The sequence below is a fragment of the Algoriphagus boritolerans DSM 17298 = JCM 18970 genome, assembly GCF_900108085.1.
GTDB lineage: Bacteria > Bacteroidota > Bacteroidia > Cytophagales > Cyclobacteriaceae > Algoriphagus > Algoriphagus boritolerans.
Genome location: NZ_FNVR01000009.1, coordinates 67,870 through 81,235 on the forward strand (window position 1 = coordinate 67,870; position 13,366 = coordinate 81,235).

The following is a 13,366-nucleotide window of genomic DNA, read 5'->3' on the forward strand; positions in this document are numbered from 1 at the left end:
AACTTAATTTGAAATCAGGATCTTTTGAAATCAACATAAAGTCATTTCTATTTTAAAGTTAACCTATCCCTTCAAAAAACAGGCATTTCAAAACATTGAATCCTAGATAAATACGATAATACGGTTCATTTTTTATGCCGCTCAATCAACACCTGCATCACCTCATCTAGCTCATAGTTTTTGGCCTCGAGCAAAACCAAGTAGTGAAAAAGTAAATCTGCCGCCTCACCCAGGAACAAATCCTTATTATCGTCCTTGGCTTCGATTACAAGTTCTACCGCTTCCTCTCCCACTTTCTGTGCGATTTTATTGATGCCCTTGGCAAAAAGAGATGCGGTGTAGGATTTATCTGTAGGATTGTTTTTCCGGTCTTTAATGATCGCCCGAAGTTGGTCGATAAAACCTGTCTTGGACTGGTTCTTTTCGTTAAAACACGTATCTGCACCCGTGTGACAAACCGGGCCACGCGGATTTGCTTTGACCAAAATCGAATCTCCATCACAATCCACAGCCATAGAAACCAGCTCCATGAAATTCCCTGAAGTCTCCCCCTTGGTCCAGAGTCGATTTTTGCTTCGGGAGAAGAAAGTCACCATGCCACTTTCCTTGGTTTTCGCCAAAGCCTCCTCATTCATATAGCCTTGCATCAAGATTTTTCCACTCAGTGAATCTTGTACAATTGCCGGGACGAGGTTGTTCATTTTGTTGAAGTCGATATTCATCGTAATTCTAATTTTTGATCTTATTTATAATAAAAGATAGCTATGCAGACATTTGTTAAGATATGGCTAAAGCCGAGACATTTACAGAAAGCTAACTGGAAGCTAAATCTTATTCACCATCGATTATCCCTGTTTATCTTGCGAAGCTTATCTTCTCCAACCTATCTCGCGAAGCATATCTTCATTTTACCCGAAGCATATCTTATTTCCTGACACTTATCCCCTCCCCATCCAAATACCGCTTCAAATCAGGAATCGAGATTTCTTTGAAGTGGAAAATACTGGCCGCCAATGCGGCGTCTGCCTTGCCAAAGGTAAACACATCCTTGAAATGGACCATCGTTCCTGCTCCTCCCGATGCTATGACAGGAATGGACAATGCCGATGAAATCTCCGCCAGAATCTCATTGGCAAAACCCGCTTTGGTTCCATCATGATCCATGGAAGTAAGCAATATCTCTCCAGCACCACGGTCTGCCACTTCCTTGGCCCAAGCTTGTGTCTGAAGCAAAGTTGGCTTTCTTCCTCCATGGGTATGGACAAAGTCCAAGCCATCCACATTCCGGGTATCAATGGCTACGACGATGCACTGAGATCCAAACTCCCGAGCCATTTCATCAATGACACCCGGATTATTTACCGCAGCCGAATTAATGGAAATCTTGTCCGCCCCGGCGTAAAGCAGGACCTTCACATCCTCCACAGTAGAGATCCCACCACCGACGGTAAAAGGAATATTGATTGCTTTGGCCACTTTTGTTACAAGTTCAGCCAACGTCTTCCGCTTATCCACCGTAGCCGTGATATCCAAAAATACCAGTTCGTCCGCCCCTTCGTCAGAGTAGATTTTTGCCAGCTCGACCGGATCTCCGGCATCACGTAGCTGGACAAAATTAACTCCCTTGACCGTGCGACCGTCTTTGATATCGAGGCAGGGGATGATTCTTTTCGTTAGCATAATATACTCTTCAAAACTTCATTATTCACCATTCGGCGTTCGTTATTCGATATTGAAAATTTACGATTTACGGATGACGATTAAAATTATCAATGACCAATTACCAAATCTTAAGGTTTGACTTCCTTGATCATTGACCATTGAGTTTGCTAATTGATCATTGAATGACTCTTATCCAAAGCTCGCCAGTTCCTCCAGCGTCACCCTTCCTTCATAATAGGCCTTTCCGACAATCGTTCCGTAAACACCGATTTTTTCAAGCTCTTCCAAATCCTTGACAGAAGAAACTCCCCCACTGGCGATGAGCTTCAAATCCGGAATTTCCTGCAAAATCTCACGATACAAATCCATAGAGGGCCCTTGAAGCAAACCGTCTTTGGCTACATCTGTACAGATCACATAGCGGATACCTTTTTCGAAATAGCTCTTGACAAACGGAATCAAATCCACCGAGGTAGTCTCCTCCCAACCACCAACTGCGATTTTCTTGTTTTTTGCGTCAGCACCGAGAATGATTTTCTCTGCTCCGTAGGTAGAAATCCAAGTTTCGAATAAACTGGGATTTTTCACCGCAATGCTTCCACCGGTCACTTGCGTAGCACCAAGAGAAAAAGCCTTTTCAATCTCATTATCCGCTTGAATTCCTCCACCAAAATCAACCTGCAGGCTCGTCCCAGAGCAAATTCGCTCCAAAACATCGGCGTTGATGATTTTTTTGGCCTTGGCTCCATCCAGATCAACCAGATGAAGCCGCTGAATCCCTACGCCTTCGAAGCGCTTGGCCATCTCGAGCGGGTCGTCATGGTATTCTTTTTTGCTGCTGTAGTCGCCCTGACTGAGTCGGACGCACTTGCCTCCGATGAGGTCGATGGCTGGAATGATGTGCATTTGAAAGATTGGAAAATTTTAAAATTGAAAGATTGGAAAATTGAAGTTGGAAAGTCGAAAAGTTTCAATTCGGTAAAGTTGGTTGGTTATTCCTTCGTATTTCGTACTTCTAACTTGGTATTTCTAAATTGAAAGGAAATTTGCCAACAGCTTCTCCCCCACCACACTACTTTTCTCCGGGTGAGCTTGAATCGCCCAGTAATTATCCCGATGCAAGATCGCGGTGAAATCGTGAATGTAATGTGAGGTGGCGATGGTGTAATCGCTTAGCTCGGCAAAGAAGCTGTGGACGTAATACACAAATGGATTCGCTGGAAGATCTGTCAGTAACGGATTTTCAGCCAGGTTTTCGAGTTCGTTCCATCCGACATGCGGCACCTTGAATTCCTGAGAATTCTCAGGAATAAACCGCTTCACTTTAACCGGGAAAATCCCCAAACATTCGGTATCGTTTTCCTCCGAATGCTCGCAAAGCAACTGCAAACCGAGACAAACTCCAAGAAATGGCTGCTTCAACGCTTTGATCAACTGATCCAGCTTTCTGGCCTTAAGATAGGACATCGCTGTACTTGCCTCACCCTGACCGGGAAAGATGACTTTGTCGGCAGCCCGGATTTTCTCCGGGTCATCTGTAAGTTCGGCAACCACCCCCAATCGCTCTAGGGCGTAAAGGACAGATTGGACATTGCCCGAGTTATATTTGATTACGGCTATTTTCATTTTTGAAGTATCAAGACACAAGAATCAAGACGCAAGACTTTTTAAAATCTAGTGTCCAACATCTTAAGTCTTTTGTCTTATATCTTGAATCTAATTTTTCGCTTCTTTCTCAGCCAACATCTCCTCCAACACTTCCTCTATCTCAGGAATAGAATTGAAAAGCTGCTCGTAGCTGTCAATCACCCAATATTTGTCTTGGAAGCGATCTTTCCAATATTCAGTACTCATGATTTGACGCACGTTGTAAGGGAAATGGGTAGGCTCGTCAGAAAGGGAAAACTTCGTCTCCCCTGCCGAACTCAATATTCCGGCTCCATACACCTTTAACTCACCATTTTCCCGAATCAATCCAAACTCAATGGTAAACCAGTATATCCGGCTGAGCAACTGGATGGCCCAAGGATTCTGAATATGCTTCAGTGCAATCCCACTCAGCTTTTCCAAGAAGTCTACATAAGGCTGATTTACCAGCAAAGGCATGTGAGCGAAGGCATCGTGAAACATATCCGGCTCCTCTAGGTAGTCAAGTTGGTCCATTTTGCGAAGCCAGGTGGACGAAGGAAAACGCTTGAGATTCATCAATCCGAAAAACAAATCGTTATCAATCAATCCCGGCACAACTTCCACTTGCCAACCTGTTGTGTTTGCGAGAACCTCATTTAGTTCTTCGAAATTGGCAATCCGATCAGCTGTAAACTTTACAGCTTTCACCCCTTCCAAATAAGCCTGAGAAGCTGCTTTGGGAAGATTGGGCATCTGTCGCTCGAAGAGTATTCTCCAAACTTTGAAATCTTCCTCTGTGTAGGCAGCATAGTCCTGCTTCAACTCTTTTAATCTCGGGTCATTAAAGACCCAGTCTTTGGGTTTGTCAGTCATTTTATACTTGGGTTTATGGGTACTCTCCAAGGGTTTGGAATCCCTTGGAGAGTTGAAATTTCCTAATCTCAACCCTCCAAGGGACTTGGACCCTTGGATGATTTCTATATAAACTAAAAAAGGCCTAAACCGGATACGGAATAGGCCTTTTATATTTCTTCAGCAAAAACCAAAGCATTCCTATTCCCTCAATGGAAGAGACGATAAGAATGATGCACATAGGTTCTTGGTGTAGGATTCATGCCGTGAAGTTAAGCAGGTTATTTGCTAGGCGCAAACAAATTTTACAGGAGGTCAGAAGTTTTCCTAAAGCAGTACCGGCGAAAATCCACTCAAGACTTCACTTGCTTATTGCTTTCCCAAATTTCTCATAAATCAATTCCTGATCCTTGGGAGAAATCAGCCCTTGCGGAATTTGAAGCTTCTCCTTTAAGATCCACCGGGAAAGTGTCTTGGCGGAAATCCCAAATTCCTCGGCGATTTCCTGACGGGATTTGGCTTTTTGGGTCATTTGAAAAAAAAAGTAAAATTTCAACTACAAAGTCTATTTAGCATTAAGGATAACTAATCAATTTAAAAACACCAAGAAAATTTCAAAAAATGTATTCAAAACACAAAAATCATAATGAATCAAGCTATCATTTACATGAAATAGACTTTTACAAAGATTATTTTGTCCAATTTTGTCCAATTTTGTCCAATTTTGTCCGATTTTGTCCGATTTTGTCCGATTTAATAAAATTTCTATTCTTTAATTTTATTCATTAAAATTTTTGAAATGGAAAGGGAGAACTCTTTGAAATTTTCTTTTTTGAGCAGTGAGGTTTTGTTAAACCGGAATGTTGTCTTAGGGTTAGTTTCAATCCTAGCATTTTTCGTGTTTTCACCTACATTCTCCAATGACTTTCAGCTAGCTTGGGATGATACCTGGCAAGTCCTGGAAAATCCGCTCGTTCACGATTCTTCATTGGAGGTAATCTTATATCATTTCACCCATTTTTGGCAAGGACAATATTCCCCGGTCAACTCTCTATATTACCTCTTGATCGATCTGCTTTTTGGAATGAATGCCACCGCTTTTCATACCGCATGCCTGTTGATCCATCTGATTAATTCCTGGTTGGTCTTTTCTATTTCATTACGTTTCATTTCGAGATTTTTACCAAGCACTGGTTATTCCAGAACTCAAGGTTACGCTTTTTTTACAGCTTTGCTTTTTGCTATCCATCCTATCCAGGTAGAATCTGTCGCCTGGATCAGCGCTTCCAAAATTATCCTCTATGGACTGTTTACCCTTTTCGCGATCTGGGCTTATTTCAGGTACATTCAGAACAGTAAACCGATCTGGTTAATCATTACTGCCTCAGCTTATGTTTTTGGATTTGCATCCAAGGAACAGGCAATCCTTCTTCCACTGAATTTACTGCTTATTGATTTTGCCTGGGGCCGGTTTACAGGAATAAAATGGAGCCAATTCCTTTCCTCCCGGGTCGTCCTGGAGAAAATCTCATTTTTCCTACTGGCTTTAGCCTTCCTCTTTTTCACTTGGGCCAACAGTCTCGGAACGGTTCAACAGGAAGCAGGGTATCCCATCTATCAAAGAATTGTCTTTGCCTTTTATAGCTTGGTGGAATATGTTTTCCGGTTTTTGACTCCTGCCAAACTGTACTTCTTCCACCCCTATCCGATGACTCCAGGAGAATCACTACCCCTATTCTATTGGGGATACCTACTTCTGGCAGTAATCATCGGGTATTTTGTTTGGGAGCATTATCGCAATGGGAATCCCATCGTACTGATCGGCTTTTTGTTTTTCCTGGTCAATTTGGTATTGGTCCTCCACATTATTCCCCTACCCCGACCAGTCATTACAGCCGACCGCTACATGTATCTCAGTGTGATAGGTCTCGCTTGGGCATTGATTGGCTGGGGACAAAGCTGGATTACTTCGGTCAAGTCCAAAAACCTGAATATTATCCTTCTTGGTGGCTTGGTTTGGATGATCTTTTTGGGAGTTCAGACAAATCTACGAACCGCCGAATGGAAAGACACCGAATCCACCAAATCCAATGTGATCGAACTCATTGAGAAAAAACGTGAGGCGGAAGAAACTGATCCACTCTTTAACCTGATCGAGCATGAATGACTTTTTGATATCCGTAGTCGTACCCTGCTACAATGAGGCTGAAAATATTCCGGTTCTCATCAATCGCCTCAAGCTTGCCTTAGCTGCCTATTCCTTTGAAATCATCCTGGTCAATGATGGAAGTACGGATACCCAGCAGGAATTGGAACTGGCTTCCACTCTGGACAGCAGGGTTTCTTATCTGAGCTTTTCGAGAAACTTCGGCCACCAAGCGGCTCTCAAAGCTGGGATAGACCATGCCCAAGGGGACTGCATCGTAACTCTGGATGCCGATATGCAAAAACCACCCGAGATCATTCCTGAAATGATCATCCTATGGCAAAAGGGGAATGAAATAGTAACCGCAGTCAGTAAAAACGAAGGGCAGCCCGGCAGATTTAAGCGATGGACATCAGCTTGGTTTTACCGGATGTTAACCTGGTTAGCCGAGCATCCAATCGTACAACATGGAGCGGACTTTAGGCTGTTCGACCAGAAAGTAGCGAATGTCATCCGGGGAATATCCGGTCAAAACCTGTATCTGCGAGGAATTTTCGCATGGGCAGGCTATACCCAAGCCACAGTTTTCTATCGGGAAGAAAAAAGAATGGCCGGAACAACAAAGTACAGCTTGATTAAAATGTTGAATCTGGCAAGTAATGGCATCACATCACTAAGTATCAAACCCCTACGAATGGCCTTGGCTATGGGGGTAGGCTTTGCTTTTTTGGCCACAGTATATGGCATGTACGCAATTACCATTGTTTTCCTGGGAATGACCGTCCCCGGATGGGCCTCTCTAGTGGCCAGTATTGTGTTTCTCTCCAGCATCCAATTGATTGTCCTGGGAGTAATCGGAGAATATATCGGAAAAATCTACCGGGAGGTGAGTCAGCGTCCCACTTACCTGATATCCAAAACCAACTTGGATTTATCACAAACTTACCAACAGGTAGATCAAGTCATTTCAATACAAACAGAGAGGAGGAAAGCCATGACTTAGTCGAAACACCCTTTTGATAGTTCGAAAAGAATGATCAAAACGTATCGGGGAAACGAAATAACCCTATTTCAAAACAACAATCACTTTTAAAAACTAAAATCATGAAATCATTTATCAAAAAAATCGCAAAACCCCTTGCCATAGGGGTATTCTTTATGGCACTGTTCTTCAATGTGAAGGTGAGCTTGACAGATCCATTTATAAATTTAGACAATGCTGCATTGGCACAATCAAGCTCTTCCGTATACGACGCTTGCCCAGGAACTGACATTGCCCTGCATTACCAATACGAGTTAGGGTATTCGGTAGGAATGTCCCCAATAGGCGTACCCATTTATACAAGAAGATACGAGTGCAGGGAAGGCGGTTGGTGCTGTCCAATGCAATATGCCTAGTCAATATAGTTAAATCATCAACTGCCATGGGGTTTTTAGATAAAGCCCTATGGCATTTATTTATAAACAAAATGAAATACATCTATCTAATATCTTTAGTAATACTTTTCAACTTTTGTCAAGAAAAAAGCAGACTCGATGATCAATTAGTTATTTCACACCTGATTGACCCAATGCAGGGAGAAAGGATCTCTCTATCTCAAATAATTGAAAGCATCGAAGTTATACAGCCTAACGAGATGGAAATAGTAGCTCATGTAAGTAACTATTTTGTCTATGAGGAAAAGCTCATCATTATAGATAACTATAAACAAAAAAAAGTTCAGGTTTTCGACACACAAGGAAATCACCTTTTTGAGATCAAAGCATCCGGAGCAGGGCCTGGGCAGTTTAAAACTCCTAATCTAGTACGAATAAATCAAGTTGGTGATAGGATTTTAGTTTATTGCTCATTAACAAAAAAAATACTGCAATTCGATATGAATGGCAATTACATCGAAGAAACTCTTATCAATGAAATCGGACTAATAGGAGACTTTATAGAGAGAGATAAAGAAATTATATTTCTCAATGTGATGACAGTTGAGGCAGACAAAAGAATTGGAAAATTAAATCTAGAAACATATCCAATAGATAAGAATATATCATATTTCACAAATTACCCAGGTCAATACATTAAAGTCTTATCAAGCAAATCACAATTCTTCTTCGGAACTCATGGCTCCGAAAACTTCTATTTCCTTGATTTGTATTCAAGTAATATTGTGAAAATGGATTGGAACGGGAACTACTCAATTCAGCAATTCAAATTTAATGAAAACCAACTAGAATTAAACCCGGAAAAAATACATAACCCGGTTGACATCATAGATCAACTACATATATCCGAGCCTTTTCATATAGGAAGTCACCTCAACATCAGCCAATCAAATCTATTGATCCCAATCGAAAAAGGGATGAATGCCTATGGAACAATAGTATTCGATACAGAAAAAAAAACTACCAAAATCATATCGACTTTTGAAGATGGCCTAGAGGAAATACTTCCAAATCAAGCACTATCTGCTCCGGGAGACATATACTCTCAAACTGCAATAATAAATATTGACCCTGATTACGCCTATGAAAAAATAATATCCATGAATCTAGAACAAAATGAATTCACCAAAAAATTAAAAAAACTGAACACTCCAAATAATCAAAACCCTGTATTTATAATTTACCATCTAAAATAATGGCTGGCGACCAATGCAGAACTCGACTATACTCAATTTGCTTTCGAAAGTGGAATTTCTCTTAACAAATTGCCAGCTACCAGTTGGTGAAAAAAATATCTCAAATCAACTCAGCCCCTTCCGCATCGCAAAACTCTCCTGTATCCATGCCGCCAATCTTACACTTTGCTCAAAGTCCAAAGTCTGCTGACCATCAGAAAATGCTTTCTCAGGAATCTCATTAGATTCATAGACGATTCAGTCCGCACCTGCCATCACGGATAAAAGGTTTGAACTTGATTTGCTTTTGGTGTATAATTACATCAAACCAGATTCTTATGGCAAAACAAAGTATCTCTTTCACCCCACCCAACGACGAATGGCTAAAATCACAAGTGGACAACCAAGAATACTCCAGCAAAAGCGAATTGGTAAATGATCTGATCAGACTGGCAGGAAAACAAGAAGCTGAAATTGATTGAATTAGAATCAAACTCGAAAAAGTCGAAAAAAGCGGATCCACCACCAAAACCAAAGAACAAATTTTAGCAGAAGCTAAGGCCTTGGTGAATGGATAACTATAGATTAGGTGAAGAGGCAAAGGAAGACTTGATCCGAATCTACCAGTGGGGTGTAAAAAGATTTGGGATGATCCAGGCAGATCGGTATTTCGACAATTTTTTCAACTGCTTTGAGATGATTGCAGAAAGACCCTTTTCCTTCGAATCTATCGATCACATCTAAGCTGGATACAGACGATGTGTCTGTGGATCTGTTAGCATTTACTTTAAAATAAATCAGGAAACTGCGCAAATAATGGCTAATGTTGGGAGGCAAGATTTATCTAAAATCTTGTGATCTTATGGTTTATTTCTTCTCCTAAAACGAAACCTATTTTTCAATCCAAATAAAAACGGGCTATCTCATAAGTTTTGATTTTTCAGTTGGGAAGTTCGAAATGTAGCCCCGTTTAAAGCAAATGGCCTTCGACTCCGCTCAGGCTGACACATAAAAACATATTTGGACCGCCTCATAATAAACATATCGGTTGCCAGATGCAGCAACCGATACGTCAATGTTATTAAAGTAACTCAAACGATTTCCGCATCGCAAAGCTCTCCCTGATCCAAGCCGCCAATCTTGCACTTTGGGCAAAGTCCAAGGTTTGCTGCCCATCAGAATAGGCTTTCTCCGGAATTTCATGCGATTCGTACATGATTCCGTCAGCACCTGACATCACCCCTGCCAAAGCCATCTGAGGCACATAGGATCGAATACCGATGCCATGCGAAGGATCTACGATCACAGGAAGATGGGATTTGGCTTTAAGGATCGGAATCGCATTCAGATCCAACGTATTTCTGGAAGCCCGCTCGTAGGTTCGGATGCCCCGCTCGCAGAGGATCAGCTTTTCATTTCCTCCGGAAAAGACGTATTCAGCAGACTGAAGCAGTTCCTCAATGGTGCCGGAAATTCCCCGCTTGATCATTACCGCCTTATCAACCTTGCCGAGTTCGTCGAGTAAATTGAAATTCTGGGAATTTCGTGCGCCGACCTGATAGACATCCACGTAAGGATACATTTCTTCAATTTGAGAAGTCTGCATCACTTCGGTCACGATCTTGATCCCAGCAGCTGAGGCAATTTCATACCAGAGTTTTAATCCCTCCAACCCCAATCCTCGGAAGGCATACGGGCTGCTTCGTGGCTTGAATACGCCGCCTCGCATCATTTTAATTCCGTTTTCGATGCAGTGAGCGACGACTTTCCGGATCTGCTCTTCCGTTTCGATGGAGCAAGGACCCGTGATGATGGCCATTTCTCCGTCTTTGATAAAGACTCCATCGCCGAGATCGACAGAAGTGGGTTTGGCCTTCCACTTTTTGGAAACCAGCTTGTACTCGTCAGACACAATATGAATGTCTTGAATGCCGTCCATTTGGCCGATTTTACGGATGTCAAATTCATTCTTTCCGATGCCGATCAGGTAGTCTCCCAACTGGGTTTTGACCTCGGTAGTTTTGTAGCCGATTTCATTGACCTGATTGATCAATTTTTCCTTTTGGAGGTCGGAAATATCGGGTTGAAGTTGGATAATCATTTTGATTTACGATTTACGAAATGTGAATTACGAGATTTTTGGTACACTTTGAGATTAAAGCAAATTTTGGGAAATCCCCCGACCCTTATTGAAAAGGTAGAGCAGGCTTTTTACTGATCTTTTTGACCTTAATCCATGAATCAACGCTTTACCAATAACCACTTACTGATAACTATTAACTAATAACTGATTTAATATAATCTTGAATATCTGCACTCAGATCCTTGGCCTCTTTTACTTTCTTGATAAAAGCCGAACCAATAATGGCTCCATGACTATAATTCGAGGCGGTCGTGAATGTTTCGGAATCTGAAATCCCAAAACCAATCAGCCTCGGATTCTTCAAGTTCATGGCCTTCACCCGCTCGAAATAGGCGATTTGTTCTTCACTGATTCCTGCACGGGCTCCGGTGATGCTGTGTGCCGAAACCATGTAGATAAATCCGTTTGAGTTTTGGTCGATTTCCCGGATTCGCTTTTCAGAGGTCTGGGGAGAAATCAGAAAGGTATTGAACAAGCCGTATTCTTCGAAAAGAGCCTTAAACTCATCCTGATACTGCTGCATTGGGAGATCGGGAAGGATCAGGCCGTCGATGCCGACTTCTTTGCATTTTTTGCAAAAAGCCTCCATTCCATACTGCATGATCGGATTGAGGTAACCCATCAGAACTACGGGAAGATGGATTTTGGCACGAAAACCTTTCAACTGCTCGAAAAGTTTCTTCAGACTCATTCCATTTGCCAAAGCGATCATGTTACTGTCCTGAATCGTAGGCCCATCAGCAATCGGATCGGAATAAGGCACGCCAATCTCGATGATGTCTGCTCCTCCGGCCTGAATCGCCTCCATGATCGGTAGTGTATCCTCCAACTCCGGAAAACCCGCGGTGAAGTAGATCGAAAGCACCCGTTCTTTTTTGGTGTTGAATAAGTATTGTATGCGATTCATTTTCTTATTTGAAAGATTGGAAAATTGGAAAATTAAGTTGGAAGGGCGTAGCGAACTAAGGTTGGAAGGTATGTGACTTCGATATTCAGCATTCGATATTCGATATTCATTATTTTACTATCCTGGAAAATTGGAAGAAAATGAATTGAAATCCCTCAATACCTTGTATTTCCTAGTTCGTCCCTCGTACTTCCCTCAATATCCTCCCCACTTAATATACGTCTCCAGATCCTTGTCTCCTCTTCCGGACAGGTTGATGACAATCACATCATCTTTTCGGTATTCGATCAAATTCAAAGCGTGAATGGCGTGAGCAGTTTCAATAGCGGGAATAATTCCTTCTGTCCGACTGAGCAAAATACCCGCCTTCATGGCGTCCTCATCCTCCACCGCGACAAACTCAGCTCTACCAATGTCAAACAAGTGCGCGTGAACCGGTCCGATTCCCGGATAATCCAAGCCTGCCGAAATGGAATGCGGCTCCACCACCTGGCCATCTTCTGTTTGCATCAAAATCGTCTTCGATCCATGCAAAATCCCCGGAGTACCCAGAACCGTTGTGGCAGCGGACTTTCCGGAATTCACTCCCAATCCTGCCGCCTCGGCAGCAATCAGCCGAACTTCCGGGGTATTATAATAGTGGTAGAAAGCTCCCGCAGCATTAGATCCGCCACCCACGCAGGCGATGACCGCGTCGGGATTTTCACGCCCTTCCTTTTCCATCAACTGCCACTTGATCTCTTCGGAAATCACCGACTGAAATCTGGCAACCATTTCAGGATAAGGATGCGGACCCACCACCGAACCGATGATGTAATGCGTATCGACTGGATTATTGATCCACTGACGCATGGCTTCGTTGGTGGCGTCTTTGAGTGTCTGCGAACCGGAAGTGGCCGGAACCACTTTAGCTCCAAGAATTTTCATCCGCTCCACGTTTGGCTTTTGGCGCTCGATGTCCAGCGAACCCATGTATACGGTGCAATCCATACCCATTAAGGCGCAAACAGTAGCCGTTGCCACACCATGCTGCCCGGCTCCGGTTTCGGCGATGATCCGCTTTTTCCCGAGCTTCTTTGCCAAAATGATTTGCCCGACCGTATTATTCACTTTGTGCGCTCCTGTGTGGCAAAGATCTTCCCGCTTGAGGTAAATTTTGGCTCCAAATTTCTCAGAAAGTCGTGAAGCAAAGTACAAGGGCGTCGGGCGACCTACAAAATCCCGCAGGAGCATCTGAAACTCAGTTTGATATTCCGGAGTGGCTATGATCGCTTCCCAATTTTCCCTTAGCTCCTCAATATTTGGATGAAGCATCTCGGGGATGTATGCCCCGCCAAACTTTCCATAAAAGCCCTTTTCATCTACACGTATCATGGCTGTGAGTTAATAGTTAAATGTTTAATGGTTAAGGGTTT

15 protein-coding genes and 1 pseudogene are annotated in these 13,366 nt (G+C 42.7%); 6 read left to right on the plus strand and 10 right to left on the minus strand.

The features are described from left to right. Positions 1–125: 125 nt before the first annotated feature. The 6 genes from hisIE to C4S61_RS21810 all read right to left on the minus strand — a co-directional run bounded on the left by hisIE (position 126) and on the right by C4S61_RS21810 (position 4,675). Positions 126–722, minus strand: a complete 597-nt coding sequence (hisIE, locus tag C4S61_RS10170) for a bifunctional phosphoribosyl-AMP cyclohydrolase/phosphoribosyl-ATP diphosphatase HisIE (RefSeq protein ID WP_103924699.1) — start codon at positions 720–722, stop codon at positions 126–128. Positions 723–924: 202 nt separating this feature from the next. Next, positions 925–1,680, minus strand: coding sequence for an imidazole glycerol phosphate synthase subunit HisF (hisF, locus tag C4S61_RS10175; RefSeq protein WP_103924700.1), 756 nt, complete (start codon positions 1,678–1,680; stop codon positions 925–927). A 171-nt stretch (positions 1,681–1,851) separates the two neighbouring features. Then, positions 1,852–2,568: a 1-(5-phosphoribosyl)-5-[(5-phosphoribosylamino)methylideneamino]imidazole-4-carboxamide isomerase gene (gene hisA, locus C4S61_RS10180; protein WP_103924701.1), complete on the minus strand. Its 717-nt coding sequence runs from the start codon at positions 2,566–2,568 to the stop codon at positions 1,852–1,854. A 123-nt stretch (positions 2,569–2,691) separates the two neighbouring features. Next, a complete protein-coding gene (hisH, locus tag C4S61_RS10185) occupies positions 2,692–3,288 on the minus strand; it encodes an imidazole glycerol phosphate synthase subunit HisH (protein WP_103924702.1) in 597 nt (198 codons plus the stop codon). Positions 3,289–3,378: 90 nt separating this feature from the next. After that, on the minus strand, positions 3,379–4,164 hold the full coding sequence (locus C4S61_RS10190; RefSeq protein ID WP_103924703.1) for a phenylalanine 4-monooxygenase: 786 nt from the start codon (positions 4,162–4,164) through the stop codon (positions 3,379–3,381). 340 nt (positions 4,165–4,504) lie between these two features. Continuing rightward, a complete protein-coding gene (locus C4S61_RS21810) occupies positions 4,505–4,675 on the minus strand; it encodes a hypothetical protein (protein WP_160111225.1) in 171 nt (56 codons plus the stop codon). A 366-nt stretch (positions 4,676–5,041) separates the two neighbouring features. Here C4S61_RS21810 and C4S61_RS10200 point away from each other — a divergent pair, with 366 nt between their 5' ends. The 4 genes from C4S61_RS10200 (at position 5,042) to C4S61_RS10215 (ending at position 8,922) form a co-directional block, all read left to right on the plus strand. Then, on the plus strand, positions 5,042–6,310 hold the full coding sequence (locus C4S61_RS10200) for a hypothetical protein (RefSeq protein ID WP_146064377.1): 1,269 nt from the start codon (positions 5,042–5,044) through the stop codon (positions 6,308–6,310). Beyond that, positions 6,303–7,292: a glycosyltransferase family 2 protein gene (locus tag C4S61_RS10205; protein ID WP_103924706.1), complete on the plus strand. Its 990-nt coding sequence runs from the start codon at positions 6,303–6,305 to the stop codon at positions 7,290–7,292. Before C4S61_RS10200 ends, C4S61_RS10205 begins: the two co-directional genes overlap by 8 nt. A gap of 101 nt (positions 7,293–7,393) precedes the next feature. Further along, positions 7,394–7,687, plus strand: coding sequence for a hypothetical protein (locus tag C4S61_RS10210; protein WP_103924707.1), 294 nt, complete (start codon positions 7,394–7,396; stop codon positions 7,685–7,687). A 26-nt stretch (positions 7,688–7,713) separates the two neighbouring features. Next, on the plus strand, positions 7,714–8,922 hold the full coding sequence (locus C4S61_RS10215; RefSeq protein WP_103924708.1) for a 6-bladed beta-propeller: 1,209 nt from the start codon (positions 7,714–7,716) through the stop codon (positions 8,920–8,922). Positions 8,923–9,027: 105 nt separating this feature from the next. On the opposite strand, the pseudogene C4S61_RS22305 reads toward C4S61_RS10215, so the two are convergent. Then, a pseudogene (locus C4S61_RS22305) lies at positions 9,028–9,189 on the minus strand (3-deoxy-7-phosphoheptulonate synthase); the annotation flags it as partial. Between the two features lie 50 nt (positions 9,190–9,239). Here C4S61_RS22305 and C4S61_RS22055 point away from each other — a divergent pair. Then, positions 9,240–9,383 (plus strand): ribbon-helix-helix domain-containing protein, encoded by a 144-nt coding sequence (locus C4S61_RS22055; protein WP_200820562.1) that lies wholly within the window; start codon positions 9,240–9,242, stop codon positions 9,381–9,383. Between the two features lie 88 nt (positions 9,384–9,471). Further along, positions 9,472–9,645, plus strand: coding sequence for a type II toxin-antitoxin system RelE/ParE family toxin (locus C4S61_RS22060; RefSeq protein WP_200820563.1), 174 nt, complete (start codon positions 9,472–9,474; stop codon positions 9,643–9,645). A 337-nt stretch (positions 9,646–9,982) separates the two neighbouring features. Here C4S61_RS22060 and C4S61_RS10235 read toward each other — a convergent pair whose 3' ends face one another. From C4S61_RS10235 to trpB, 3 genes are all read right to left on the minus strand, one after another. After that, entirely contained in the window at positions 9,983–11,002 is a 1,020-nt protein-coding gene (locus tag C4S61_RS10235) for a bifunctional 3-deoxy-7-phosphoheptulonate synthase/chorismate mutase (RefSeq protein ID WP_103924709.1), read from the minus strand. Between the two features lie 175 nt (positions 11,003–11,177). Then, a complete protein-coding gene (trpA, locus tag C4S61_RS10240) occupies positions 11,178–11,951 on the minus strand; it encodes a tryptophan synthase subunit alpha (RefSeq protein WP_103924710.1) in 774 nt (257 codons plus the stop codon). Positions 11,952–12,146: 195 nt separating this feature from the next. Continuing rightward, on the minus strand, positions 12,147–13,325 hold the full coding sequence (trpB, locus tag C4S61_RS10245) for a tryptophan synthase subunit beta (protein ID WP_103924711.1): 1,179 nt from the start codon (positions 13,323–13,325) through the stop codon (positions 12,147–12,149). Positions 13,326–13,366 lie beyond the last annotated feature (41 nt).